The sequence below is a fragment of the Bradyrhizobium sp. 956_D2_N1_4 genome (assembly GCF_052076025.1).
Lineage (GTDB): Bacteria > Pseudomonadota > Alphaproteobacteria > Rhizobiales > Xanthobacteraceae > Bradyrhizobium > Bradyrhizobium barranii.
In genome coordinates, this window is sequence record NZ_CP197237.1 from 3,623,861 (window position 1) to 3,649,960 (window position 26,100).

Annotated in this window: 25 protein-coding genes; 18 read left to right on the forward strand and 7 right to left on the reverse strand. The window is 65.7% G+C overall.

Annotation, left to right across the window (positions count from 1 at the left end; translation table 11 throughout):
* Positions 1 to 119: 119 nt before the first annotated feature.
* Positions 120 to 446, reverse strand: a complete 327-nt coding sequence (locus AB7535_RS17000; protein ID WP_063983065.1) for an NIPSNAP family protein — start codon at positions 444 to 446, stop codon at positions 120 to 122.
* Positions 447 to 630: 184 nt separating this feature from the next.
* Between AB7535_RS17000 and AB7535_RS17005 the strand changes: the two genes are divergently transcribed.
* The 3 genes from AB7535_RS17005 to AB7535_RS17015 all read left to right on the forward strand — a co-directional run bounded on the left by AB7535_RS17005 (position 631) and on the right by AB7535_RS17015 (position 3,450).
* A complete protein-coding gene (locus AB7535_RS17005; protein WP_135213871.1) occupies positions 631 to 1,305 on the forward strand; it encodes a response regulator transcription factor in 675 nt (224 codons plus the stop codon).
* Complete coding sequence (locus AB7535_RS17010) at positions 1,302 to 2,678, forward strand: sensor histidine kinase (protein WP_135213784.1); 1,377 nt, start codon at positions 1,302 to 1,304, stop codon at positions 2,676 to 2,678. The genes AB7535_RS17005 and AB7535_RS17010 overlap by 4 nt, the downstream gene beginning before the upstream one ends.
* Before the next feature lie 109 nt (positions 2,679 to 2,787).
* Positions 2,788 to 3,450, forward strand: coding sequence for a class I SAM-dependent methyltransferase (locus AB7535_RS17015; protein ID WP_167767912.1), 663 nt, complete (start codon positions 2,788 to 2,790; stop codon positions 3,448 to 3,450).
* 4 nt (positions 3,451 to 3,454) lie between these two features.
* On the opposite strand, the gene AB7535_RS17020 is transcribed toward AB7535_RS17015, so the two are convergent.
* From AB7535_RS17020 to tpiA, 3 genes are all read right to left on the reverse strand, one after another.
* The gene (locus AB7535_RS17020; protein ID WP_014494987.1) at positions 3,455 to 5,086 is read right to left on the reverse strand and encodes a CTP synthase; all 1,632 of its coding nucleotides are present in this window, start codon (positions 5,084 to 5,086) and stop codon (positions 3,455 to 3,457) included.
* Positions 5,087 to 5,252: 166 nt separating this feature from the next.
* Positions 5,253 to 5,639, reverse strand: a complete 387-nt coding sequence (gene secG, locus AB7535_RS17025) for a preprotein translocase subunit SecG (RefSeq protein WP_063983061.1) — start codon at positions 5,637 to 5,639, stop codon at positions 5,253 to 5,255.
* A gap of 140 nt (positions 5,640 to 5,779) precedes the next feature.
* Positions 5,780 to 6,535 (reverse strand): triose-phosphate isomerase, encoded by a 756-nt coding sequence (tpiA, locus tag AB7535_RS17030; RefSeq protein WP_354077746.1) that lies wholly within the window; start codon positions 6,533 to 6,535, stop codon positions 5,780 to 5,782.
* 222 nt (positions 6,536 to 6,757) lie between these two features.
* Between tpiA and AB7535_RS17035 the strand changes: the two genes are divergently transcribed.
* The 4 genes from AB7535_RS17035 to moaC are packed head-to-tail and all read left to right on the forward strand — an operon-like array spanning position 6,758 to position 11,033.
* On the forward strand, positions 6,758 to 8,656 hold the full coding sequence (locus AB7535_RS17035) for a SurA N-terminal domain-containing protein (RefSeq protein ID WP_135213787.1): 1,899 nt from the start codon (positions 6,758 to 6,760) through the stop codon (positions 8,654 to 8,656).
* A 14-nt stretch (positions 8,657 to 8,670) separates the two neighbouring features.
* Positions 8,671 to 9,684 (forward strand): anthranilate phosphoribosyltransferase, encoded by a 1,014-nt coding sequence (gene trpD, locus AB7535_RS17040; protein ID WP_166341966.1) that lies wholly within the window; start codon positions 8,671 to 8,673, stop codon positions 9,682 to 9,684.
* Between the two features lie 7 nt (positions 9,685 to 9,691).
* Positions 9,692 to 10,513, forward strand: coding sequence for an indole-3-glycerol phosphate synthase TrpC (gene trpC, locus AB7535_RS17045; RefSeq protein ID WP_135213789.1), 822 nt, complete (start codon positions 9,692 to 9,694; stop codon positions 10,511 to 10,513).
* Between the two features lies 1 nt (position 10,514).
* Complete coding sequence (gene moaC / locus AB7535_RS17050; RefSeq protein WP_135213790.1) at positions 10,515 to 11,033, forward strand: cyclic pyranopterin monophosphate synthase MoaC; 519 nt, start codon at positions 10,515 to 10,517, stop codon at positions 11,031 to 11,033.
* A gap of 12 nt (positions 11,034 to 11,045) precedes the next feature.
* Here the strand turns inward: moaC and AB7535_RS17055 are convergent, their stop codons facing one another.
* Positions 11,046 to 11,639, reverse strand: a complete 594-nt coding sequence (locus tag AB7535_RS17055) for a CGNR zinc finger domain-containing protein (RefSeq protein ID WP_135213791.1) — start codon at positions 11,637 to 11,639, stop codon at positions 11,046 to 11,048.
* Positions 11,640 to 11,778: 139 nt separating this feature from the next.
* Between AB7535_RS17055 and AB7535_RS17060 the strand changes: the two genes are divergently transcribed.
* Together AB7535_RS17060 and AB7535_RS17065 are read left to right on the forward strand one after the other, a co-directional pair.
* Positions 11,779 to 13,194, forward strand: a complete 1,416-nt coding sequence (locus AB7535_RS17060; protein WP_439036691.1) for an amidase — start codon at positions 11,779 to 11,781, stop codon at positions 13,192 to 13,194.
* Positions 13,191 to 14,447, forward strand: coding sequence for an MFS transporter (locus AB7535_RS17065; RefSeq protein WP_135213793.1), 1,257 nt, complete (start codon positions 13,191 to 13,193; stop codon positions 14,445 to 14,447). The genes AB7535_RS17060 and AB7535_RS17065 overlap by 4 nt, the downstream gene beginning before the upstream one ends.
* Here AB7535_RS17065 and AB7535_RS17070 read toward each other — a convergent pair.
* Positions 14,428 to 14,592 carry a Flp family type IVb pilin gene (locus AB7535_RS17070; RefSeq protein ID WP_028149628.1) on the reverse strand — a complete coding sequence of 55 codons (165 nt, stop codon included), beginning with the start codon at positions 14,590 to 14,592 and terminating at the stop codon, positions 14,428 to 14,430. The two genes, AB7535_RS17065 and AB7535_RS17070, sit on opposite strands and share 20 nt — an antisense overlap.
* A 312-nt stretch (positions 14,593 to 14,904) precedes the next feature.
* Between AB7535_RS17070 and AB7535_RS17075 the strand changes: the two genes are divergently transcribed.
* Complete coding sequence (locus AB7535_RS17075; protein WP_354077798.1) at positions 14,905 to 17,637, forward strand: bifunctional diguanylate cyclase/phosphodiesterase; 2,733 nt, start codon at positions 14,905 to 14,907, stop codon at positions 17,635 to 17,637.
* 90 nt (positions 17,638 to 17,727) lie between these two features.
* Here the strand turns inward: AB7535_RS17075 and AB7535_RS17080 are convergent, their stop codons facing one another.
* Entirely contained in the window at positions 17,728 to 19,065 is a 1,338-nt protein-coding gene (locus AB7535_RS17080) for a S41 family peptidase (RefSeq protein WP_028149630.1), read from the reverse strand.
* Positions 19,066 to 19,371: 306 nt separating this feature from the next.
* Between AB7535_RS17080 and AB7535_RS17085 the strand changes: the two genes are divergently transcribed.
* The 8 genes from AB7535_RS17085 (at position 19,372) to AB7535_RS17120 (ending at position 26,092) form a co-directional block, all read left to right on the forward strand.
* Positions 19,372 to 20,505 (forward strand): alpha-hydroxy acid oxidase, encoded by a 1,134-nt coding sequence (locus tag AB7535_RS17085; RefSeq protein WP_135213795.1) that lies wholly within the window; start codon positions 19,372 to 19,374, stop codon positions 20,503 to 20,505.
* 13 nt (positions 20,506 to 20,518) lie between these two features.
* Positions 20,519 to 21,145, forward strand: coding sequence for an HAD family hydrolase (locus AB7535_RS17090; RefSeq protein ID WP_135213796.1), 627 nt, complete (start codon positions 20,519 to 20,521; stop codon positions 21,143 to 21,145).
* Positions 21,146 to 21,342: 197 nt separating this feature from the next.
* Positions 21,343 to 21,495, forward strand: a complete 153-nt coding sequence (locus tag AB7535_RS17095) for a hypothetical protein (protein ID WP_244623050.1) — start codon at positions 21,343 to 21,345, stop codon at positions 21,493 to 21,495.
* Positions 21,496 to 21,726: 231 nt separating this feature from the next.
* A complete protein-coding gene (locus AB7535_RS17100; protein ID WP_135213798.1) occupies positions 21,727 to 22,938 on the forward strand; it encodes a molybdopterin molybdotransferase MoeA in 1,212 nt (403 codons plus the stop codon).
* Positions 22,939 to 23,114: 176 nt separating this feature from the next.
* Positions 23,115 to 23,816 carry a transcriptional repressor LexA gene (lexA, locus tag AB7535_RS17105; RefSeq protein WP_014494969.1) on the forward strand — a complete coding sequence of 234 codons (702 nt, stop codon included), beginning with the start codon at positions 23,115 to 23,117 and terminating at the stop codon, positions 23,814 to 23,816.
* 207 nt (positions 23,817 to 24,023) lie between these two features.
* Entirely contained in the window at positions 24,024 to 24,299 is a 276-nt protein-coding gene (locus AB7535_RS17110) for a hypothetical protein (protein WP_439036692.1), read from the forward strand.
* Positions 24,300 to 24,491: 192 nt separating this feature from the next.
* A complete protein-coding gene (locus AB7535_RS17115) occupies positions 24,492 to 24,926 on the forward strand; it encodes a hypothetical protein (protein WP_247305127.1) in 435 nt (144 codons plus the stop codon).
* Positions 24,927 to 25,150: 224 nt separating this feature from the next.
* Positions 25,151 to 26,092, forward strand: coding sequence for a GAF domain-containing protein (locus AB7535_RS17120; RefSeq protein WP_135213800.1), 942 nt, complete (start codon positions 25,151 to 25,153; stop codon positions 26,090 to 26,092).
* Positions 26,093 to 26,100: the final 8 nt, after the last annotated feature.

Below are 26,100 nucleotides of genomic sequence, written 5' to 3' on the forward strand. Positions count from 1 at the left end.
CCCTCGTTTCGGCGCGACCATAGCCGCCATCAGGGTCGGATCAACCCCATTCGCCCCGGGCCACCCGAATATCAGGGTTGCGCCGGGGTTCCGTGCGAGGCCCTTGCGCCGGCGGCCCCTTACTTCACCGCCGAGAAGGCGGTCGGCGTCAGGAGCTGGCTGACGATGTTGCCGACGATCTGGCCGTCCGCTTCGCTCTCGGCACGCGCCTTCATCCAGTCCGGGTCGGTCATGAACTTGCCCCACTTCGCTTCGCGGTCGGCGAGCGAATCCCACGCCAGGAAATAGGTCAGCTCCTGGTTGGATTCGCCGATCAGCGTGGTGAAGAACCCGGCCTGCTTGATGCCGTGCTTCTCCCAGAGCTTCAGCGTGACCGTCTCGAACCGCTTCAGGAGCGCCGGCAGGCGGCCGGGCACGCAACGGTAGATGCGCATTTCATAGATCATTCTGGTTCCTCCCTGATGACGTCGGGGGTTATAACGGCTGGCCGTGACGGTGTCTTCGGCCCCGCCCGATACCGCCCGCGGCGTCTGGCGCATGGCTTGCCGGCCCCGATCGCACCCGGTTCCCGTAATGCTGCCGCAATGATACTGCCGCTACAACGCTTCGGTTGAGGCTCAGGTGCGGATCATGCGGATTTTGCTCGTCGAGGATGAAGCGGAGATGGCCGGGGCGCTGGCCTCGGCGCTCAAGCGGTACGACATGATCGTCGATCACGTGCCAACGCTTGCCGAGGCCGAAGAGGCCATTTCCGCCGACGTGCACGCCGCCGTGCTGCTCGATCGCCAGCTGCCCGACGGCGACGGTCTTGCCCTGATTCCGAAACTGAGAGCGCGCGCCGACGGTGTGCCGATCATCGTGTTGACGGCACGCGGCGAGCTCGCCGATCGCGTCGCCGGGCTCGACAGCGGGGCGGATGATTATCTGGCAAAACCATTCGCGGTGGAGGAATTGCTGGCGCGCCTGCGCGCGGTGTTGCGCCGGCCCGCCGGGGTTCAGCCCGACATCATTCGCGCCGGCCGCCTCGCCTTCGACTTCGGCCATCGCGAGGCGAGCGTCGACGGGGCTCCGCTCGAACTGCCTCGGCGGGAGCTCCTCGTGCTGGAAGCCCTGGTCCGCCGTATGGGCCGGACCGTGCTGCGATCGGCGCTGGAGGAAGCGGTCTACAGTTTCGACGACGAGATCCAGTCGAACGCACTCGATACGCATGTCTCGCGACTGCGCCGCAAGCTTGCCGAAGCCGACGCGTACGTGGAGATCCACGGCATCCGCGGCGTCGGCTATCTTCTGAAGAAACTGCCGTGAGCAGGCACGCCGACCCATATTGCCTGCGCTCTCGGCTGAGCTGGCGCCTGCTTTCGCTCCAGGCCGCGCTGTTCGTCGCTTTGGTCGTCGTCATCATCGGCGCGCTGTGCGCTACAGGCTTCGTGCTGGTCCAACGGGACGAAGACCGCGTGATCGACGTCGTGCAGAGCGCGCTCGCGCGCGACGCAGCCGGCGGCCTGACGCTGCGGCCGACGGCGGAGCTGAAAGCCTTGCGCGAGGAGACCCCCGACCTCTGGTTGCTGGTTCGCGACAGACAGGGGAATTCGCTCAGTGAAGGCTCCGTGCCGGCCGAATTCGCCGGGATCGGCGGCGCCCTCGACCAGATCAGCCAGGCGCGGCTCGGCTGGCAGCTCTTCGAGGACGATCCACGCAAGCCGGCGGCGCGGTTGAAACGCATCGACACGGCCGCCGGCAACGTGCAGGTCATCACGGCGACGCAGGGGAAGCTCAGCGGCGCCAAGGCGGTGTTCACGACGTCGCTCGTGTTGCTGGGCATCGCGCTCCCCGGCCTGCTGTTGATGGGGACCGCGACGTTCATCGCGACGCCGATGGTCGTGCAGCGCGCTTTCAGAGGATTGGACGCGACCGCAGACCAGGCCCGGCGGATCGATATCCATCAGCGCGGCGCGCGGCTGTCGGTGGAGCAGATTCCGCTCGAGGTGGTGCCGCTCGTGGCCGCGGTCAATGACGCTCTCGCGCGGCTCGATCAGGGTTACGCCCGCCACAAACGCTTCGTTGCCGACGCCGCGCACGAGCTGCGCACGCCGATCGCGATCCTGAACACGCGGCTGGAATCGCTGCCGTCGGGACCGGACAAGACCCGCCTGATCGAGGATGCGGCGCGGCTCGCGACACTTGCCGAGCAATTGCTGGATATCCAGCGGCTCGACCGTTGCGGGCATCCATTCGTGTCGGTCGACCTGGTCTCCGTCGCGCAAGGCGTTGCCGCCGACCTCGCACCACTGGCGATCGCGGCTGGCTATGAGCTGTCCTTCGACGCACCGGCGGCGCGGATCGACGTACTCGGCGACGCGGCCGCGCTCGAACGCGCGCTGACCAACCTCGTGCAGAATGCCATCCAGCACGGCCCTCGCCGCGGCACGATCGTCATTCGCGTCAGCCGTCCCGCCAGCATCGAGGTCACCGACGAGGGCGCGGGCATTCCGGCCGATCAGCGCGAGCTGATCTTCGAGCCGTTCTACCGGCTCACGCCGCTCGATCGCGGCGCCGGCCTCGGCCTCAACATGGTGCACGAGATCATGCTCCTCCATGGCGGTCACGTTTCGGTCCTGGACGGACCGAACGGCGGTGCGTGCTTCAGGATGACGCTGCCGCCCCTGCAACAGGGCTGATTCAATTCGTCTCTGCGTCTCAAGCGCAATGCTGTCGCAATGCGCTCAGGCGACTCTTCGACCGCCTCACCTCTTATTTGCGAGGCGCAATCGAAATGCCGGAGTGCGCATGCCCAACGATTTCCTCTCATTCTTCCTGTCCTGGATGTCGGCCCCGCGGCGGGTCGGCGCGATCGCGCCTTCGGGCGCTGCCCTAGCCGATCTCATCACCCGCGAGATCACCGCAACGACCGGCCCGATCCTCGAGCTCGGCCCCGGCACCGGCGCTTTCACCTACAAGCTTCTGAAGCGCGGCGTGCGCCAGCAGGACCTCACGCTGATCGAATACGGTTCGGACTTCACCAAGCTCCTGCAAATCCGTTTTCCCGGCGCGCGCGTGTTGTGGATGGATGCAGGACGGCTCACGACGGAACGGCTCTATGACGGCGCGCCGGTCGGCGCCGTGGTCAGCGGCCTGCCGCTGCTCAATATGTCGACGCGCAAGGTCGTCTCCATCATCGGCGGCGCGTTCCGTTACGTCCGCCCGGGAGGCGCGTTCTATCAGTTCACCTACGGGATGAGCTGCCCCGTGCCGCGGCCGGTGCTCGACCGGCTGGGCTTGCGGGCAAAGCTGGTGGATCGCGCCTTGCTGAACATGCCGCCGGCCGCCGTCTACAAGCTGACGCGACGGCCGCAGATGAAGATCGTCACGGAAACGCTTGCGCCTGATGCCTCAATGCCGGTCGCGCCGGCGCCGATGCACCTCGTGCGCGACTACACCGCCGCGCCCTGAGGCATCACACCAGCCGCGACTGCACCATCGCCGCCTGAATGAACGAGGCGAAGAGAGGATGAGGCTCAAAAGGCCGCGACTTCAGCTCGGGGTGGAACTGGACGCCGATGAACCAGGGATGATCCTCGTACTCGACGATCTCCGGCAGCACGCCGTCGGGCGATAGGCCGGAGAATTTCAGCCCATGCTGCTCGAGGCGGTCCTTGTAGGCGGTGTTGACCTCGTAGCGGTGGCGGTGGCGCTCGGAAATCTCGGTCGCGCCGCCATAGACCTGCGAGACGCGGCTGCCGCGATTGAGCGCCGCGGGATAGGCGCCGAGACGCATCGTGCCGCCGAGATCGCCGGCCTTGGAGCGCTTCTCGAGCTCGTTGCCGCGCAGCCATTCTGTCATCAGGCCGACCAGCGGCTCCTTGGTCGGGCCGAACTCGGTGGAGTTGGCGTCCTCGATGCCGACGAGGTTTCGTGCGGCTTCGATCACCGCCATCTGCATGCCGAAGCAGATGCCGAAATACGGCACGTCGCGCTCACGCGCGAACTGCGCCGCGCGGATCTTGCCTTCGGCGCCGCGCTGGCCGAAGCCGCCCGGCACCAGGATGCCGTTGACGTGTTCGAGGAACGGCGCGGGATCTTCCTTCTCGAAGATCTCGCTCTCGATCCAGTCGAGATTGACCTTCACCTTGTTGGCGATGCCGCCATGCGAGAGCGCCTCGATCAGCGACTTATACGCATCCTTCATGCCGGTATATTTGCCGACGATGGCGATGGTGACGTTGCCTTCGGGATTGCGGACGCGCTCGTTGATCTGCTGCCAGCTTCGCAGCTCCGGCGGAATCCGCGAGCCGATGCCGAAGGCGGCGAGCACTTCGTCGTCCAGGCCCGCATTGTGATAGGCCTCGGGCACGGCGTAGATGTTGTCGACGTCGCGCGCCTCGATCACGGCGCTTTCGCGCACGTTGCAGAACAGCCCGAGCTTGCGCCGCTCTTCCTTCGGGATCTCGCGGTCGGTGCGGCAGAGCAGGATGTCCGGCTGGATGCCGATCGAGCGCAGCTCCTTCACCGAGTGCTGCGTCGGCTTGGTCTTCAGCTCGCCCGCACTCGGGATGTAAGGCAGCAGCGTCAGATGGATGTAGACGGCATGATCGCGCGGCAGCTCGTTCTTGAGCTGACGAATCGCCTCGAAGAAAGGCAGACCCTCGATGTCGCCGACGGTGCCGCCGATCTCGACCAGCACGAAGTCGTAATCGTCATTGCCGGAGAGGACGAATTCCTTGATGGCGTTGGTGACGTGCGGAACCACCTGGATCGTCGCACCGAGATAATCGCCGCGCCGCTCCTTGGAGATGATGTCCTGGTAGATGCGCCCAGTGGTGATGTTGTCCTGCTTGGTCGCAGGCCGGCCGGTGAAGCGCTCGTAGTGACCGAGATCGAGATCGGTCTCCGCGCCGTCATCGGTCACGAACACTTCGCCGTGCTGATACGGCGACATCGTTCCGGGATCGAGGTTGAGATAGGGGTCGAGCTTGCGGAGGCGGACCTTGTAGCCCCGGGCTTGCAACAGGGCACCCAGTGCCGCTGAAGCCAGACCCTTGCCGAGCGAAGAGACCACGCCGCCGGTGATGAATATGTACCGCGCCATGGGACTTAACCTCTAATCCCTCGAATTCGATTCGCCAAAGCGATTCGTATTCCGCCCCAAATAATTTGCGGGCCTGTGGGTGAGCCAAAACTAAGAGTGGTGACAGAGCCTTGATGGGGATTTTTGATGCAGGACGGTAGAAGCCGCCCTGCATGGCCCCCCTGCTTTATTGCGAGCGCGGCACCTGCGGGCCGGCTGGCGCCTGGTTCTGCTGCTGTTCGTCGGCCTTCTTCAGCGAATCCAGGATGCCGCCCGAGGTCGGCGGCGCGATCGGGGCGCCTCCGGCCGGCTGGGTCTGGGACGCCGGCGCGCCGATGATCGACGAAGGCGCCCGGTTGTAGCCGGCATGCCAGGACAGGAACAGGCTGGTGAGGAAGAAGCCCCCAGCCAGGATCGCGGTGGTCCGCGTCAAAAGGTTCGCGGTGCCGCGGCTGGACATGAAGCCCGCGCCCCCGCCCATGCCGAGGCCGCCGCCTTCCGACTTCTGGAGCAGGACGGCGCCGATCATGACGGCGACGATCATGAGGTGAATGACGATGACAACAGTCTGCATAGTGTCCTTCCGTCACAAGCCGACAGCGCCGAGACGGCGGCCGATCGCGCTTCGCGGGTTTTCCTGAAGTTGCGCGGTGTTACACGATCAGAAGAGGCATTGCCACCCCCCGATCGGCCACGGCCGCGCTTTGAGATTAGCTAGGGGCAGCCCTTCGCAATCGCAAGGAAATCGGCCGCCTTCAGGCTGGCGCCGCCGACCAGCGCGCCGTTGACGTTTTTCACGGACATCAGCTCGGCCGCGTTCGACGGCTTGACCGAGCCGCCATAGAGGATCCGCATCCTGGCCCCGTCCGCCCTGAACCGGGAGGTCAGGAGTTCCCGGATAAAGCCATGAATCTGCTCGACATCCTGGGCCGTCGGGGTCAGGCCGGTGCCGATCGCCCAGACCGGCTCATAGGCCACGACCAAGTTGGCGGCGGTCGAGCCGTCCGGCAGCGAGCCGCCGAGCTGGCCGCGCAGGATGTCCAGTGTCTGGCCGGCATCGCGCTGGCCTTGCGTCTCACCGATGCAGACGATCGCGGTGACGCCGGCGCGCCAGGCGGCCTCGGCCTTCTGCCGGATCAGGGCATCGCCCTCGCCGTGGTCGGCGCGACGCTCGGAATGGCCGACGATGATGGCGGTCGCACCGGCATCGGCCAGCATTTCGGCAGCGATATCGCCGGTATTGGCGCCGGAGGCCTTGGGGTGGCAATCCTGCGCCCCCACCGCGACCTTGCTGCCGCGCGCCTTGTCGGCGAAGGCCGCGATCAGGGTCGCGGGCGGGCAGACCAGCAGGTCGGCCTTGGCGGCCACCTCTGCCGCGCCTTTGAGCATGGCGTCGAATTCGGCAGCCGAGCCCTTGAGGCCGTTCATTTTCCAATTGCCGGCGATCAGCGGTCGGATGGCGTCGGTCATGTCAATTTCCAGCAAAATGAGGTTTGTGCATGCGCTAGCAGAGCTGTCGCGGCAGTTCCAGAGAGCTAAGGCTTTTAACCGCAGCGTCGAGGGACCGCGTGGCCCGAGGTTGCGGGGGGAAAGCCGCCACTTTATGATGATTGATCAATTTGGTGACGCGCTTTTGCGGAATCTGCATTAAGACGCGCTCCCGTTCCCCTCCTGCCAAACAAGTTGGACCAAATGCTTCGAGGAATGCGCAAGGCCTCATCAAACTGGCTCGGCAAGTCCATTATGGCCGTGGTGATGGGCGTGTTGATCATCAGTTTCGGCGTTTGGGGCATCGCCGATATCTTCAAAGGCTTCGGGCAGTCGACGGTGGCCAAGGTCGGCAGCACCGAGATTTCGTTGAACGAGTTCCGGCAGACCTATACCGACCGGCTGCAACAGATCAGCCGCCAGTTCGGCCGCCCGCTGACGCCTGACCAGGCGCGTGCCTTCGGCCTCGACCGCCAGGTGCTTCAGCAGACGATCGCGGAAGCCGCCCTCGACGAAGAAGCCCGCCGGCTCGGGCTCGGCCAGTCCGACGAACAGATCCGCCAGGTCATCATGAACGACCCCAACTTCAAGGGCGTCGGCGGCAGCTTCGATCCGAACCGCTTCCAGGCCGTGATCCGCAATTTCGGCTATACCGAGCAGCGCTACGTCTCCGAGCAGCGCAAGGTGTCACTGCGCCGGCAGATCACCGGCACGATCGGTGCCGGCCTCGAACCGCCGAAGGCCATGATCGACGTACTGACGCGCTTCCAGAACGAGCAGCGAGCGATCGAATTCGTCAGGCTCGACGCCGCGCAGGCTGGCACCATCGACGCTCCCTCGCCCGAAGCCCTCGCCGCCTATTTCGAGGATCACAAGGTCCAGTTCCGCGCGCCCGAATATCGCAAGATTTCCTTCGTCGTGGTCTCGCCGGAAGAGATCGGCAAATGGAGCGAGGTCTCCGACGAGGACGCCAAGAAGGTGTTCGACCAGCGCAAGGACCGGCTCGGCACGCCGGAGAAGCGCCAGATCCATCAGATCGTATTCCCCAACGTCGCCGAGGCGCAGGCCGCACGCGAGCGCCTCGCCGGCGGAATGTCGTTCGAGGACCTCGGCAAGGAGCGCGGGCTGAGCAGCTCCGATGTCGACCTCGGGCTCGTGACCAAATCGTCGCTCGACCCCGCGGTCGGCGATGCCGCCTTCGCGCTTCCCGCGGGCGAGATCAGCCAGCCGATCCAGGGCCGTCTCGGCACGTCCATCGTCAAGGTCGACAAGATCGAGCCGGGCAGTGAAGCGAACTACGCCAGCCTTGTCGGCGACATCAAGCGCGAGATCGCCACCGAGCGCGCCCGCGTCAAGGTCAACGATCTCCGCGACAAGATGGAAGACGAGCGCGGCGGCGGCGCCAGCGTGATCGATGCGGCGCAGAAGCTCGGCCTCACGGCCGTGACCATCGACGCCGTCGACCGCTCCGGCCGTACCCCGAACGGCCAGCCCGTCACCAGCATCCCGCAGGGCCTCGACGTGGTGTCGCAGGCCTTCAACACCGATGTCGGCGTCGACAACGACGCGATCTCGTTCAAGGGCGGCTATGTCTGGTACGACGTGCTCGCCATCACGCCCTCGCGCGACCGCAATCTCGACGAGGTCCGCGACCAGGTCGAGGCGCGCTGGCGCCAGGACCAGATCGCCGCCAAGCTGAAGACCAAGGCGACCGAGATGGTGCAGAAGCTCGAACAGGGCGGCAAGCTCGCTGACGAGGCCGCCGCGATCAACGCCAAGGTCGAGACCGCCTCCGGCTTCAAGCGCGACGACTCGCCCGCCGGCGTGCCCGCCAACGTCGTTGCGGCCGCCTTCCGCACCGCCAAGGACGGGGTCGGACAGACCGCCGTGAGCGGCGGCAGCGAGGTAATCGTCTTCCGCGTCACCGACATCGTCGAACCCGCGGTCGACGCCGCGTCCGACGCGGTGAAGAAGCTGAAGGACAGCCTCGACCGCGCGCTGACCGACGAGCAGGTCGCCTCCTACGTCAACAAGCTTGAAACCGACATCGGGACCACCATTAATCAGGCCGCCTTCGCGCAGGTGACCGGCGCGAACCAGTGAGTTGAAAGCACGCGATGGACGACCTGAAATCGATCATTGGAAAAGTGGCGACCGGCGCCAGCCTGTCGCGTGACGAAGCGGCTTCCGCCTTCGACGCCATGATGTCCGGCGAGGCCACGCCCTCGCAGATGGGTGGCCTGCTGATGGCGCTGCGGGTGCGCGGCGAGACCGTGGACGAAATCACCGGCGCGGTCTCGGCGATGCGCTCCAAGATGCTCACGGTCGACGCGCCCGCGGACGCCGTCGACATTGTCGGCACCGGTGGTGACGGCTCCGGCTCGGTCAACGTCTCGACCTGCGCATCCTTCATCGTCTCGGGCACCGGCCTGCCGGTGGCCAAGCACGGCAACCGTGCGCTGTCGTCGCGCTCGGGCGCCGCCGACGTGCTGGCGTCGCTCGGCGTGAAGATCGACCTCAGGCCCGAGCAGGTCGGCCGCTGTGTGCGCGAATGCGGCATCGGCTTCATGTTCGCCCCTGCCCACCATCCGGCGATGAAGAACGTCGGCCCGACCCGGGTCGAGCTTGCGACACGCACGATCTTCAATCTGCTCGGCCCCTTGTCGAACCCGGCCGGCGTCAAGCGCCAGATGGTCGGCGTGTTCTCGCGGCAATGGGTGCAGCCGCTTGCGCAGGTGCTGAAAAACCTCGGCTCGGAATCCGCCTGGGTGGTGCATGGCTCCGACGGTCTCGACGAGATCACCCTCACCGGCCCGACCTTCGTCTCCGCGCTCCACAATGGCGAGATCCGGAATTTCGAGGTGACGCCGGAGGACGCCGGCCTGCCGCGCTGCGATCCCGGTGCGCTCAGGGGCGGCGACGCCGACGCCAATGCGATCGCCTTGCAAAGCGTGCTCGACGGCAAGCCGAGCCCCTATCGTGACGTCGCGCTGATCAACGCCGCCGCCGCGCTGGTCGTGGCCGGCCGCGCCAAGGACCTCAAGGAGGGCGTTGCGATCGGCGCGAAGTCGCTCGACAGCGGCGCGGCGAGCGCGCGGCTGAAGCATCTGATCGCGGTCTCGAACGGCTGAGCCTGACATGTCGGACATCCTGACCAAGATCGAAGCCTACAAGCGCGAAGAGATCGCAGCCGCCAAGCGCGCGCAGCCGCTCTCGGAAGTCGAGGCCAAGGCCAAGGCGCAGGGAGCCCCACGCGGCTTCGTCCGCGCGATCAAGGCCAAGCACGCCAATGGCGACTACGCGCTGATTGCCGAGGTCAAGAAGGCCTCGCCGTCGAAGGGGCTGATCCGTGCCGATTTCGATCCGCCGCTGCTCGCCAAGGCCTATGAGGCCGGCGGTGCGGCCTGTCTGTCGGTCCTGACCGACACACCCTCGTTCCAGGGCCATCTCGACTTCATGGTGGCGGCGCGCGCGGCGACGTCGCTCCCGGTGCTGCGCAAGGATTTCATGTTCGACACCTATCAGGTGATTGAGGCGCGCGCGCACGGCGCCGACTGCATCCTGATCATCATGGCCGCGCTCGACGATGCCACAGCCAAAGATCTCGAGGACGCCGCCCTCACCTACGGCATGGACGTACTGATCGAAATCCACGACCGCGCCGAGCTCGACCGCGCGCTGAAGCTGCGTTCGCCGATGATCGGCGTCAACAACCGCAATTTGCGCACCTTTGAGACCACGCTCGCGACCAGCGAGACGCTGGCGCCGCTGATCCCTGCGGAACGGCTGATGGTGGGCGAGAGTGGCATCTTCACGCCCGCCGATCTCGCCCGGCTTGAGCGCGTCGGCATGTCGACCTTCCTGGTCGGCGAGAGCCTGATGCGCCAGGCCGACGTGACCGCCGCCACGCGCACGCTGCTCGCGCGCGAGAACGCGCCGCGCGCGACGGGTACGCGCTGACATGGCGCGCAAGCCCGCCAAGGCCAGGCAATCCAAAGCGAAAGCCGGCCCTGCCCTCACCCATATTGGCGCCTCCGGCGAGGCGCGGATGGTGGACGTGTCGGACAAGCCCGCGACCGAGCGGCTCGCGGTCGCCGAAGGCCACGTCATCATGACCAAGGCGACCCTTGATCTCATCGTCTCGGGCAACGCCAAGAAAGGCGACGTGCTCGGCACCGCGCGCATCGCCGGCATCATGGCCGCCAAACGCACCTCGGAGCTGATCCCGCTGTGTCATCCCCTCGCGCTGTCGAAGGTCACGGTCGACATCGAGCCCGACCCGAAACTGCCAGGCTGCCTCGTCCGCGCCAGCGTGAAGGTGACGGGCCCGACCGGCGTCGAGATGGAGGCGCTCACGGCGGTGTCGGTCGCCTGCCTCACCATCTACGACATGATCAAGGCGGTCGAACGCGGCGTGCGCATCGAGGGCATCCATCTGGTCGAGAAGCTCGGCGGCAAGTCGGGCCACTACCGCGCCTGAGCGCCGCGTGATCTATTTCGCCTCGCGCTGCCGCTCGCGATAGGCGCGCGTCTTCATCCGGTTGCCGCACAGCGTCGACATGCACCACCGCCGCGTCGATGGTTTCGAGCGGTCGAAGAACACCCGGCGGCATTCTTCCGACGCACACATCTTCAGCCGGTCCAGCGTTCCCACAAGCGTCGCGTCATGGAGCTCGATCGCGATGGCCGACAGGCCTGCGAGCGCATCCTCGCGCGCTGCCGACAGCATCGCGCCACGGCCTGCGCGCGCCTCCACCCGCAACGGAAGCGGCGCGAGCGCCTCGTTGAGCGTGCCGAGAACGCTCCTGTTCCGGGACCGCTCGGCGGGCTCGCATTGCAGATAGGCGCGCAAGGCGCCGCGCAGTCGTAGCGCGGTCTCAAACATCGCGGGCGTGACACGCCCGCCCTCGGCGCCAAGGCCGCGTTCCCGCATCCAGTCCGCAAGTTCCTTCGGCCCGCCGAGCTCATCGCTCTCCGGGTGCTCCACGCCGAAATGCATGAAGTGGCGAACATCGAGCGTGTTGGCGAAATCGTAGACGTTCGCCAGCGTGTCGGGAACCTGGAATTTGCGCGACTCTTTCGACATCGGAACACCAAAGATTGGAACACCAGTAAAACAGATTTACTGGTTGACAGCAAGCGACACCTGTATCCTAATTATACTGGTGTCGAATCCTTCGGGATCGAGCGCCCATTGCGATCACCAGAACGGAGACCCCGAGCCGATGGCCGATGCCCTGCACTATCTCGAACTCACCGCGCTCGCAGCGCGCCTCAGGGCGCGCGACATCTCCGCGCTGGACGTGACGCGCGCGCAACTCGACCGTATCGACGCCATGGACCGGGATCTCGGCAGCTACGTTCATGTGATGGCGGAAACCGCCATCGCAGAGGCAAAAGCCGCGGACGCCGAAATCGCACAGGGCCGGTATCGCGGACCGCTGCATGGCGTGCCGATTGCGCTCAAGGACCTGTTCTGGACCAAGGGCATTCCGACGGCGGCCGGCACCATGCTTCATCGCGACTTTCGTCCCCACGAAGACGCAACCGTCGTGCGCCGGCTCAAGGACGCAGGCGCCGTGATACTCGGCAAGCTGCAACTCACCGAGGGCGCCTATTCCGATCACCATCCATTGGTGACGCCGCCGAAGAATCCGTGGAATGCGAGTTACTGGCCGGGCATTTCGTCCAGTGGCTCGGCGGTCGCAACCGCTGCCGGGCTTTGCCTCGGCTCGCTCGGCTCCGACACCGGCGGTTCGATCCGCTGGCCCTGCGCCGCCAACGGGCTGACCGGATTGAAGCCGAGCTGGGGTCGCGTCAGCCGACACGGCGCCTTCGAGCTGGCCGCGACGCTCGACCATGTCGGACCGATCGGCCGCAGCGCGGCCGATGCGGGCGCGCTGCTCGGCGTCATTGCCGGACACGACCCCAACGACCCCACCTCGGTGTTCAATCCGGTGCCCGACTATCTGGCCGCGGCCGCACAGGACGTGCGGGGCTTGCGGATCGGCGTCGATGCCGCCTGGAACAGCGACGACGTGGACGTTACGACACAGCACGTGCTGGCAGACGCCATCGACGCGTTCCGCGCGCTAGGCGCCGACATCGTCGATGTCAGATTTCCTGACGTAGTGCAGGCGATTGCCGACTGGACACCGAATTGTGCGGTGGAGGCTGCGGTCGCGCACGAGACGACCTATCCTGCCCGCAAGAACGAGTACGGCCCGATGCTCGCCTCGCTGATCGAGGCCGGCCGCGCGCTGTCCGCTCTCGATTATCAGAAGATCCTGCTGCGGCGGCTGGCGCTGCGCGGCCGCGTCACCGCGCTGTTCGAGACCATTGACCTGCTGCTGATCCCGGTACACCCGTTCCCGCCGGTGACGCTCGCCATGATCCAGACGCTCGGCGAGCAGCCGGATCTGATCGCGAAGCTGCAGCGCTACACCTGTCCGTTCGACATGACCGGTCATCCCACGATCACGCTACCGGGTGGTGCATCGGCAGACGGACTGCCGATCGCGTTCCAGCTCGTCGCCGCTCATCTCGGCGAGGCCATGCTCGTGCGCGCCGGCGCGGCGTTCCAGCGTGCCACGTCCTGGCACCGTCGCCATCCTTCCCTCACCTCGCGGAGGCAGCATTGACCATTCAATCCACGCTCGCTCAGCGAGGCATTTTCCATGGCTGGTTCGTCGTCGCGGCGGCATTTGCCGTCATGTTTGTCGGCTTCGGCTCCGCCTACACGTTCAGCGCATTTCTGGAGCCGCTCCAGCGCGATTTCGGCGCCTCGCGCGGTTCAATCTCGCTCGTGTTTTCGATTGCGGGCTTTCTGTACTTCGCGCTCGGACTCGTCAGCGGTCCCCTCGCCGACCGGTTCGGCTCGCGTCCGCTGGCCATAGCCGGCATGATCCTGATCGCGGTCGGACTTGCGGCCGCGAGCGCGGCACGTTCCCTTGTCGAGGTCTATCTCGCCTACGGGCTGGGCGTCGGCCTCGGCCTCGGCTGCGCCTATGTTCCCGCGATCGGCGCGGTGCAGCGCTGGTTCGTCAAGCGCCGCGGCTTCGCCTCCGGGCTCGCGGTGAGCGGCATCGGGCTCGGTACGCTGGCGATGCCGCCGCTCGCCTCATTGTTGATCGCATCGGTGGGCTGGCGCGGCGCCTATCTGGTGCTGGGCGCGATCGCGCTGGTGCTGGGCGGCGGAGCGTCGCTGCTGATCGAGAACGATCCGAAGCACCGCGGCCTCGGACCCGACGGTGATCCGCCTCGCGAGGCCGCGGGCGCAAGCAATGCCGGCGGCGCTTCGGTGCGCGAGGCCGTCCGGTCGACGCGGTTCATCGCCCTCTACGCATCGTGTCTGGTCTGCTCGTTCGGCGCCTTCGTCCCGTTCGTCCATCTCGTGCCTTACGCGCGCGACCACGGGGTCGCGGCGTCTTCTGCGGTGCTGCTGCTCGGCGTGATCGGGGCCGGCAGCACCGCTGGCCGCTTCTTTCTCGGCGCGCTCGCCGACCGGATGGGCCGCGATCGCTCGCTCATCATGGTCCTGGTCGGAATGGCGTTCGCGATGGCGATCTGGGCCATCGCCGCCGATGTCTGGACCCTCGCCGCTTTTGCCTTCGTCTACGGCGTGTTCTACGGCGGCTGGGTCGCGGTGCTGCCCGCGGTGGTCATGGACTATTTTGGCGGACGCAACGTCAGCGGAATCATCGGTATTCTCTACACCAGCGTGGCGTTCGGCACGCTGGTTGGTCCGAGTGCGGCCGGCTTCGCCTATGACGTCAACCACAGCTATACGTTGCCGATCCTGATCAGCGCCGCCGCGAACGTCGTCGCGGCGCTGATCGTGGCGGCGATACTGGCGCGCAGCGGAGCCCACGCGATCAGCGCAGCGAAGAGCTGATCGACCCGAATTTGGCGTTAAGCTTGGAGCCCATGCCGTTCACGACGGAAATGATGGCCAGCGCGATGCCGGCGGCAATCAGGCCGTATTCGATCGCGGTCGCACCACGCTCGTCGGCCAGGAAGTTCTTCAAGGTGTTTGTCATCGTTCGTGTCCTCTCTGTGTCGTCGGCAGGCATGTTCGCAAATCACGTGCCAATGCCGACTCGAGGATCGCCAACATCTTAGATGGTTAAGCCTTGGTTGACCGTGGCACGACCGGCAGGAATTGACCGGCATCGCGAGAGCTTGCGGCAATTCCTGCACGTCTTGCGTCGCGCGCATCGATTGCTTTTGTGCGCGGCCGTTCATGTCGCATTAACCGCGCTTCCTAACTTCGCCTCCATATCGTTTCCGTAAACCAATGGATGTTCTCGGGATCAAGAAGCGATCCTGACGTGTGCGCGGCAACGATCGACATGATGACGAAATACGGCAGTCGCCTCTTTGACCAGGTCTTCGTGCGCAGCGGACCGATCCGCTGGCTGGTCGTGGGCGGCACGTTGCTGATCGCGGCCATCGCCATTGGCTCGGTCCTGATGGCGCAGAATTTCCGAGAGCGCGCGCTGCGCAACAGCGGGCGCGAGCTGGAAAACACCGTCCTTCTGCTCGCTCATCATTTCGATCAGCAGTTGCAGGATTTCGCGGTCATCCAGAAGGATTTCGTCGACCACGTCCGCGCGACCGGCATCGCAAGCGCCGAGGACTATCGCAAGCGCCTCTCCGGCCAGGACGTCCACCGGATGCTGCGCTCGAAGATCGAGGCGCTGCCCTACATGGGCGGCGTCAACATCATCGATGCCGAAGGCAATCTCATCAACTCCTCGACGGCGTGGCCGGCCCCCAAAGTGAACGTCGCCGATCGCGCCTATTTTCGTACTTTCAAATACGATCCTTACTCGCCGAACGTGCTGATCGAGCCGGTGCACAGCCGCGTCTCCGGCGCCTGGACCATCCTGATCGTGCGCAAGATCGTGGGACCGAACGGCGAGTTCATGGGCGTGGTCGGACGCGGCATCGAACCGGCCAATTTCGAGAAGTTCTTCGCCTCCGTCGTGCTCGGCGAAGGCGCCACGATCTCGATGCTGCATCGCGACGGCACGCTGCTCGCTCGCTATCCCCATTCCAGCGAGCAGATGGGCAGGAATTTCAAGACCGGCCCGTTCGAGCAGCAGAGGATATTCGGGCTCGATCACTTCGCCGGCCGCATCATGAGCCCCGTCGACGGAGAAGACCGTCTGATCTCCTCGCGTGCCCTGCCCCACTTCCCAATCCTGATGATGGCCACCACGACGCGCGCGGCGGCGCTAACGGACTGGCGCGAGCAGATCGGCATCCTGATCTCGGTTGCGGGCGCCTCCGCGCTCGCCATCGCGGGCGTGCTGATCGCGATCGTGCGCAAGCTGCTGGAGCAGCACCGCGCCTCCCGCGAGCGGCTGACGCTGGAGAAGCAGCGCCTCGACCGCGCCGTCAACAACATGACGCAGGGCCTGCTGCTGTTCGATGCCGAGCGGCGGCTGGTGATCTGCAACCAGCGCTACATCGAGATGTACGGCCTGTCGGCCGAGGTGGTGAAGCCCGGCTCAAGCTTCCACGACATCATCGCCCACCGCAAGGCGACCGGCTCGTTCACTGGCGACATCGGCGACTATGTCGTCCGTGTGCTGCGCGACATCCATGTGCGTAACTCCATGGTGGTCGACACCTCCGACGGGCGCTCGATCCACATCCTCAACGAGCCGCTCGCGGACGGAGGCTGGGTGGCGACCCACGAAGACGTCACCGAGCGCCGGCGCATCGAAGAGCGCATCACCCACCTCGCCCATTACGACGCGCTGACCGACCTGCCCAACCGCACCATGTTCCACGAGCACCTGCGCGCGGAGCTCGCCGCCATCGCCGGTGGCGAAGAGATCGCGGTGCATTACATCGACATCGACGAGTTCAAGGGCGTCAACGACGCGCTCGGCCATCTCGTCGGCGACGAGCTGTTGAAATCGATCGCGACGAGCCTCAGCCGCTGCGAGGGTCCGCAGGACTTCGTGGCGCGGCTCGGCGGCGACGAATTCGCCATCGTACAGAGCGCGGTGACGTCGCTGGAGCAGGTCAACGAGCTCGTCGCGCGGATCTTCCAGGCCATCCGCGCGCCGTTCGACTGCATGGGCCATCATCTCACCACGGACGCCAGTATCGGCATCGCGCTGGCGCCACGACACGGCACCGCGCTGGACCAGATCCTGAAGAACGCGGACATGGCGATGTATGCCGCCAAGGCCGCCGGACGCCGCACCTATCGCTTCTTCGAGCCGGAGATGGACGCCAAGGTCCAGGAGCGCCGGCAGCTCGAGATCGATCTGCGCCATGCCATCGCCCAAGGTGGGCTCGAAGGCGGGCTCGAGGTCTACTACCAGCCCTGTCTCGCCCTGAAGGACGACCGCATCACCGGCTGCGAGGCGCTGGTGCGCTGGCGCCATCCCGAGCGCGGCATGGTCTCGCCCGCCGAGTTCATCCCGATCGCCGAAGACACCGGCCTGATCAACGAGATCGGCGAATGGGTGCTGGCCACCGCCTGCCGCGATGCCGCCAACTGGCCCGACGACATCCGCCTCGCCGTCAACGTCTCGCCGGTGCAGTTCAAGAGCGGCACGCTGGCGCTGAAGATCATGGCGGCCCTTGCCGCCTCCAATTTGCCGGCGAGCCGGCTCGAGCTCGAGATCACCGAGGCCGTGCTGATCCGCGACGACGACACCGCGCTTGCGATCCTGCATCAGCTCCGCGCCATCGGCGTGCGGATCGCACTCGACGATTTCGGCACCGGCTACTCCTCGCTGAGCTATCTGCACCGCTTCCCGTTCGACAAGATCAAGATCGACCGCTGCTTCGTCAGCGACATCGCCGGTCCCGACGGCTCCGCCAGCATCGTGCAGGCCGTCGTTAACCTGGCTGCCGCCCGCCGCATGACCACAACGGCCGAGGGCGTCGAGACCGAGGAGCAGCAGCGCTTGCTCCGCGCGCTCGGCTGCTCCGAGATGCAGGGCTACCTGTTCAGTGCCGCAAAACCGGCCGGCAAGGTGCTGGAGCTGTTCGCGCTGCATCGCAGCCGCCTCGCCCAGCGCGGTGGCGAAGGAAGCCGGCGCCGCGAGGCCAGCTAGGGCGGTCTTCCCAACAATTGGAAGCGTCACCGCACGAATTCGCCCGGGAGCGGTCATCCGCTCCCGGGCGATATCTGAACGTCGTAAGGCTTAGTTCGGTACCGCCGCCTTCGGCGCAGGCTTGGCGGCGACCGCATTCGCGGTCACGCCGTGCAGGAAGTCGTAGGCCGCATGCAGGGCCTTGTCGTCCTTCTCTTCCGGCGGGACATAGGACTGCGATCCGGTCTGCTCGGTGCCGTCGGCGGCCTGCAGATGGCCGCGCATCTGGGACTCCGCCATGGTGTCCATCCGGCCCTTCAGCTCGGGCGGCACATCCTGGAGGATCTCGATGTCGGGCGCGATGCCCTGGGCCTGGATCGAGCGGCCCGACGGCGTGTAGTAGCGCGCCGTGGTCAGCGCCAGCGCGCCATTGCCGGCGCCGAGCGGAATGATGGTCTGCACCGAGCCCTTGCCGAACGAGCGCGTGCCGATGATCGTGGCACGCTTGTGGTCATGCAGCGCGCCTGCGACGATCTCCGAGGCCGAAGCCGAGCCGCCATTGACCAGAATCACCAGCGGCTTGCCTTTGGTGAGGTCGCCGCCATGCGCGGTGAAGCGCTGGGTCTCTTCGGGATTGCGGCCGCGGGTCGAGACGACCTCGCCACGCTGGAGGAACGCGCTCGACACCGACACGGCCTGGTCGAGCAAGCCGCCCGGATTGTTGCGCAGGTCCATCACGTAGCCGACCAGCTTCTCCGGCGGGACCTCCTTGGAGATCGACGCGATCGCCTTCTTCAGGCCGTCGGTGGTCTGCTCGTTGAACGAGGTGACGCGGATATAGCCGATGTCGCCGTTCTCGACGTGGAAGCGCACCGGACGCACATGGATGATCTCGCGCTTGATCGCGACGTCGAGCGGAGCGTCGGCGCCCTTGCGCACGATGGTGAGCTTGGTCTGGGTATCGACCGGCCCCTTCATCTTGTTGACGGCCTGCTCGAGCGTCATGCCCTGCACGGCATCGCCGTCGATCTTGCTGATGAGGTCGCCGGACATGATCCCGGCCTTGGACGCCGGCGTGTCGTCGATCGGCGAGACGACCTTGACCAGGCCGTCCTCCATCGTGACCTCGATGCCGAGCCCGCCGAACTCGCCGGAGGTGGTCTCCTGCATCTCGGTCCAGGCCTTGTCGTTCATGTAGCGTGAATGCGGATCGAGCGAGGTCACCATGCCGGTGATCGCGCCTTCGATCAGCTTGGAATTGTCGGGCTTCTCGACATAGCTCGCCTTCACCCGCTCGAACACTTCGCCGAACAGATTGAGACGGGAATAGGCATCATCCGCGCTCGCTGCCGCCCGTGCCGCCCATACTCCACCGTGCGGGCTGGCGACCAGAAGGGTTAGACACGCTCCCGTGAGTGCGCCCAGGGGGAACAGCAGGTTTTTCCGCATGGATAGGCTGGCCTTCTTGCTGGAGCTTTGCTTTGGGCTTGTGAGGCGCCATGCAAATGGCGATCCAGCCCGCTGTTCACAATACCATTCTGGTTTCTTCAAGGCCGGGACGCCACGCCGGCGGGTACATCGTAAAAATCCCTTCGCCCGGGCCTAAACTTTTGGCAACGTTCCGAGACCGTTTCGCGCAAGGCGGGAATCGGCCGGCCGGCCCACGCCTCTCAGCTATGCGATTTTAGGATGGTTTTGGAGGGCCGGACACGATAGGCGATGACAACAAGGCTTCAAATTCTCGGGAGGACAACAATGAACGACGCGCCCCGCATCCGGCCGGAAAGGAACGTCGAACTCGGCGCCAGCGCCGAGCCATTCCAGAACCTGCACGAATTCATCCGCAAGGCGCGCGCCAACCTCAACCAGAACGCCTGGGACTATATCGTCGGCGCCGCCGAGACCGAGACCACGATGCGCCGCAACCGCATGGCGCTGGACGAGATCGCCTTCCGGCCGCGCGTGCTGCGCGACGTCCGCGAGGTCGACGGCTCGGTCGAGCTGTTCGGGCGCAGGATGCGGCTGCCGGTGGTGCTGGCCCCTGTCGGCGCACTGGAGATCTTCGATCCGGATGGCGCGGCGAGCGTCGCCCGCGCCTGCGGCACCTTCGGCGCGGCGCACATGCTGAGCTCGGTGTCCGAGCCCGGCCTGGAGAAGACCGCCGAGGCCGCCCCTGACGCGCTGCGGCTCTATCAACTCTATGTGCGCGGCGACGACGATTTCGTCGCCGATGTCGTCAGCCGGAGCGAGAAGAACGCCTACGCCGCCTTCTGCCTGACCGTTGACACCGCCCATTACAGCCGTCGCGAACGTGACATTGCCAAGCGCTATGTTCGCGAGAGCCGCCTGCGCGCCACCGGCGGCGATTACCAGAAGGGCCTGGAGTGGCGGACCGTGAAGATGATCAAGGACAAGTTCAAGATCCCGCTCATCCTGAAGGGCATCGCCACCGCCGAGGACGCCCGGATCGCGGTCGACCACGGCGTCGAGTGGATCTACGTCTCCAACCATGGCGGCCGCCAGCTCGATCACGGCCGCGGCGCCATGCATGTGCTGCCCGAGATCGTCGACGCCGTGAAGGGACGCGCCAAGATCATGGTCGACGGTGGCTTCTGCCGCGGCACCGACATCGTCAAGGCGATCGCGGCGGGCGCGGACATGGTCGGCATCGGCCGGCTGCAATGCTGGGCATTGGCGGCGGCCGGCGAGGCCGGCGTGAGGCGAATGCTGGAGCTGCTCGAGGACGAGGTGCTGCGCTGCCTCGGCCTCTTGGGCGCCACCTCATTCGCCGAGGTCGACAAGTCCTGCCTGCACCAGGCGACTGCAACGAATGCGCCGAGCGTGTTCAGCGCGTTCCCGCTGTTCGACCATGACCCCTATCGATATTGAGTGAAAGGATGCAATGAGCTCGCTCTCTCCCGGCAGCGCGGACGCGCTGCTGTTCGATCTCGGGCGCGTCGTGCTCGACATCGATTTCTCCAAGGCGATCGCCTGCTGGGCGGGACATGCCGGCTGCAAGCCGGACGCCATCGTCGCGCGCTACGTGCGGGACAGCGAAGCCTACCGGCTGCACGAGGTCGGCAAGATCAGCGACGAGGCCTATTTTGACTCGCTGCGCGCCTCGCTCGGGATCGGCATTTCGGACGCGCAGTTCCTGGAGGGCTGGAACGCGATCTTCGCCGGCGAGATGCCCGACATCGCCGAGCTGCTGCCGCGTGCGGCGAAGCAGTTGCCGCTCTACGCCTTCTCCAACACCAACCGGCCGCATGTGGACCACTTCTCGAAGGAATATGCCGGCCTGCTCGGCCATTTCCGCGAGCTGTATCTGTCGTCCAGCATCGGCCTGCGCAAACCGGATGTGGAGGCCTTCGACCATGTCGTGGCCGCGATCGGCGTGCCGGCGAACCGTATCGTGTTCTTCGACGATCTTGCCGAGAACATCGAAGGAGCGCGGTCGCGCGGCCTGACCGCGGTCCACGTGACCTCGCCCCGCGACGTCGGGAATGCCCTCAAGGCGCTCGGAATCTGACCTCTGGCCGGCAAGCCGACGGGCCGCGAGTGGAACTATTTTGCCTGGGGGCGAGGAACCAAAACCCTTTGTGCATTTTTATACGGAGTTCCCGGAACGATTGCCCCTCTCGGGACTCATGAGTCCGTTGGGAATTCTACATCGGGCTTATCGTCGTGTTGGGCAAAACCTACCTTACCAAGCAAGCCTCTCTGCTGATGAAATTCGCCAGAACCACCTCGGATTCTGACCTCTCCGCAAAACTGATCAGCAAGGCCGCCGACCTGAAATCCCAGGCCGACCCGCTGCCTGACAAGGATCAGGGCCCCGCAGCGCCGGACGTCAGTCCGTACAAGCCGCCGGGGAGTTGACCGATGCTGGCCGTGGCTCTCGTCCTTCTCGTCCTCGCCATGGCCATCCTCGTACCGGTCTGTCTCGCCTTCTGGATCATGCCGCGGCGGACTTGATGCTCACCCTTCATCGCAGAGCGGATGACGCAGGATAAATCATCCTGCGCGGCCACTGTTTTGCCTCTGCGCCTGCACTCGGCTAGAACTCTCGCCGCCGATTTGCCCGAACGGGCCCAGCAGGAGTTTTCACCCGTGGCCCTGATGCCGGTTTCCGACGCGCTCGCTGCGGTGCTGGCGGGCGCAGAGCCGCTGCCTGAAGAGATGATCGCGCTCGACGCAGCCTTCCACCGCGTGCTCGCGCGCGACGTCGCCGCGCGGCGCACGCAGCCGCCGCAGGCGATGTCGGCAATGGACGGCTATGCGGTGCGCGCGGTCGATGCGGCGAAGATCGACTCCCAGCTCACCCTGATTGGCGAGGTCGCGGCGGGCCGCCCGTTTGCGGGATCGGTCGGCGCCGGCGAGGCCGTGCGTATCTTCACCGGCGGTGTCGTTCCCGATGGCGCTGATGCGGTCGTGATCCAGGAGGACACGATCGCGGACGGCAAGCGCATAACGATCAAGGAAGCCGCCGTAACGGGGCGGCACATCCGCCCCGCCGGCGTCGACTTCTCGGAAGGCGACGTGCTGCTGCGCAAGGGAGCCCGGCTCACCGAGCGCGACCTCGCGCTCGCCGCCGGCATGAATTACCCGCAATTGCCAGTCCGGCGACGCCCGAAGGTCGCGATCCTCGCGACCGGCGACGAGCTGGTGATGCCGGGTACGACGCCGGGCCACGGCCAGATCGTCTATTCCAACGGCTACGCCCTGCACGCGCTCGCCCGCAGCGAGGGCGCCGATACCATCGACCTCGGCGTTGCCGCCGATACGCTGGAGGCCACCACGGCCGGCATCGGCCGCGCGCGGGAGAGCGGCGCCGACATCCTGATCACGACCGGCGGCGCGTCGGTCGGGGACCACGATCTGGTCCAGCAGGCGCTGAGGGACGAAGGTATCTCGATGGCGTTCTGGAAGATAGCGATGCGGCCGGGCAAGCCGATGATGAACGGGCGGCTCGGCGCGATGCGCGTGATCGGCCTGCCCGGCAATCCCGTGTCATCCTACGTTTGCGGCTTCCTGTTCATGGTGCCGTTGATTCGCGCGCTTTCGGGCCGTTCGATGATTCATCACCGCCGCGAACGCGCGGTGCTCGGCCGCGATGTCGGCGCCAACGACCAGCGCGAGGATTACCTGCGCGCACGCCTCGAGCTCCGCGATGACGGCACGCTCGTCGCCCTTCCGGTCAATCACCAGGATTCCTCGCTGCTTGCGAATCTCGCTGCGGCACAGGCACTTCTCGTGCGCGCGCCATTCGCGTCGAAGGCCGAAGCCGGCACGCCTTGCGAGGTCTTGCGGCTGCCCGTCTGAGCGCTTCGTTCGCGTGCGTTCCGCGAACTTTGTCGCGTTCACGGTAAATTAAGCAGTTGCGGAACATGTATCGAACATATAGTGTCTGTTCATGATTTGTTTCGAGAATGTAGCGGCTTACTGCTGAATTCAGCGTCTCGGAATCGAACGACATCAACCGGGGGATTTTGGTCGAGATGTTAACGCGCAAACAATACGAGCTCCTGCGGTTCATCAGCGAACGGCTGAAGGAAAGCGGCGTGCCGCCCTCCTTCGATGAGATGAAGGACGCGCTCGACCTGCGCTCGAAATCGGGCATCCATCGCCTGATCACTGCGCTCGAGGAGCGCGGCTTCATCCGGCGCCTGCCCAACCGGGCCCGCGCCATCGAGGTGATCAAGCTGCCCGAGCTTCAGGCCGCTGCCGGCAGCCGCCGCGGCTTCACGCCGAGCGTCATCGAAGGCAATCTCGGCAAGGTCCGCACGACTTCGAGCCCGCCGGCGGACGAGGGCGAGCGCCCCGTCGCGGTCCCCGTGATGGGCCGCATCGCGGCCGGTACGCCGATCGAGGCCTTGCAGACCCGCAGCCACACCATCAGCGTACCGCCTGACATGCTCGGCTCGGGCGAACATTACGCGCTCGAAGTGCGCGGCGATTCCATGGTCGAGGCCGGCATTCTCGACGGCGACATGGCGCTGATCCAGCGCAACGAGAGCGCCGATACCGGCGATATCGTGGTGGCGCTGATCGACGACGAGGAGGCGACGCTCAAGCGCTTCCGCCGCCGCGGCGCCTCGATCGCGCTCGAGCCCGCCAATGCGGCCTATGAGGTCCGCATTCTGCCGCCCAACCGGGTGAAGATCCAGGGCAAGCTGATCGGGCTGTACCGGAAGTATTGATACCGGACGTGCCGGTATCGGTTATTTGGCGCCCCGCGCGCTTTCGATCGGCGGCGCCGATCCGAGATTGGAGCGGACGATTGTCCGCTTCCGCTGGATAGTCTTTCTGGTTTCGCGCAGATTATCCGGCCCCTCCTCCAGCGGTAAATCCTCGGCACGCCGCACGAAGCAGCCCTGCTTCGCGGCCTTCAGGTTCGAGGAGAAGTCATGCGCCGGATCGTTCTGAGCACAATTGCTGTGGCGCTGATCGCAGCATCAGCGTCGCAAGCCTTGGACGTACAAGCCTTGGACGTACAAGCCTTGGCCGTGCAAGCCTTGGCCGTGCAAGCCTTGGCCGTGCAAGCCTTGGCCGCGCAATCGCGGCCCCATGTCCGCAAGGACACCGCCGTAAGCGAGCAAGTCCGCAAGGCCCTCGACGCCGTCGACCAACCGTCGCGGCCGGGCTGGCAATATTCCGGCTGGTCGGCGCCTGCGGGGCGCTGACACGCGCCTGCAGAATGCAAAGGGGCGGGCTTTGTTCCTGGCGGATTCGGGAAAGTTAATGTGATTGCGGCCTGCGGCGGCGAGCCGTAGATTTGCCTACAACCCGGCAGAACGTTTGGTATTTCCACTCTGATAGAGGCCTGCGCCTCGATTAAGAGACGTGGGTCGCCATCCCTGCATGAGGAGCACCCGATGTGTGACTACAGCCTGCATGCCGTCGCGTCGCGTCCCGCCGAAGTCGGCGAGACGATCGTCACGACAACTTTCCGCGGCACCTCGACGCGCGGCTTTGCCTCCGCGGCCGATCCGACCGTCGCGGTCTGCCTGCTCCCGGGAACGGAGCTCGCCTTCGCCGACAACGTCCGCTACGACAATCGCTGGATCTGGACGCGCACCGTCAATTCGCGCGTCGGCAAGTTCGGCAAGATCGATCCGCACATTCCCGATCGCCATCATGATGCGATCGAATTCCCCGACGGCAAATCCGTGCTGGTGACGCAGCTGGTCGAAGGCCAGCGTGCGACCGTGCTGCAGCTACCGGTGACCCAGCCGCTCGGCGAGCGCGAGCACAAGCCGCAGACCATCACCGACAGCCGGCCAACCATCACCCGCCTGCCGATCGGCTGACATCGCCATTCCCGACCGGCAGGTCGGGCCAGGATTGAAAATCGCCATCGCCGGCCGAGGCCGGCGAGATGGTGTTGCTCGTGCCCCGCGAAACGCCATCGGGCGGACCACGCCGTTGCGCCTCCCACCGCACGAAGTTTGCGCTGTCCTGCCTGAATTTTGAACGTCCGTTCCGCAGCCAAATGGCCGATGCTTGGTGCGGTTTGGGACGGCGGGCACGTTCGATGAAGACCTTCATTCGCGTCGTTGAACTCTGGGTGCCTGACCGCACGCGCATGCGGCTGGAATTCGGCGGCGGCCTCTACGGCGAAGGGTTGTCCGCGTTTAGGGACGTGAGCGAAGATTTGCACTTCGCATATGACGAGGGGCTTCCCGGCAAGGCCTGGGCCAGCGGCCACCCTGTGATCCTCACCAGATTCACCGATTCCTATTTCAAGCGGACCGATCAGGCTATCGCCGCCGGGCTGACCTGCGGCGTGGCGGTGCCCGTGTTTTCAGGCGAATTCCTGCAAGCCGTCATGGTGCTGTTCTGCGGCGATGACGAGGCCCATGTCGGCGCGATCGAGCTCTGGCACAACGATGCCGAAACCTCCCACGAGATGGGGCTCGTCGACGGCTATTACGGCACCGCCGACATGTTCGAATTCAACTCCCGCCACACCAGATTTCCGCGCGGCTTCGGCCTTCCAGGCCGCATCTGGAAAGCCAGCCTGCCGCTGATCATCAAGGACCTGCACGATGCCAGGAGTTTTCTGCGCTGGGAGGACGCCGCCAAGGTCGGAATCAATCTCGGCGTCGGCGTTCCCTACCGGACCGGCACCGATCAGACCTGGGTGCTGACATTCCTCTCCGCGCAGGCGACCCCGATTGCGCGACGCTTCGAGATCTGGGTCCCAGACGAGGCCCGTTCGGCGCTGGTCTTCCGCGCCGGCGATTGCAGCGCGCAGACCGACCTCGCCGCGCTCTATGCGACGAAATCCATCGCCAAAGGCGAAGGCAGCATCGGCGGGGCCTGGGCCACCGGCATGCCCGCACTCAACGACGATCTCGCGCGTGACGTCTCGGTCGCGGCCTCGCAGGCCTGCGCCTCTGGACTGAGCCAGATGGTCGTCCTGCCGGTGATCGGCAACGCCAGGCTCGACGCCGTGCTGGCCTGGTATCTGTAACCCGTCCG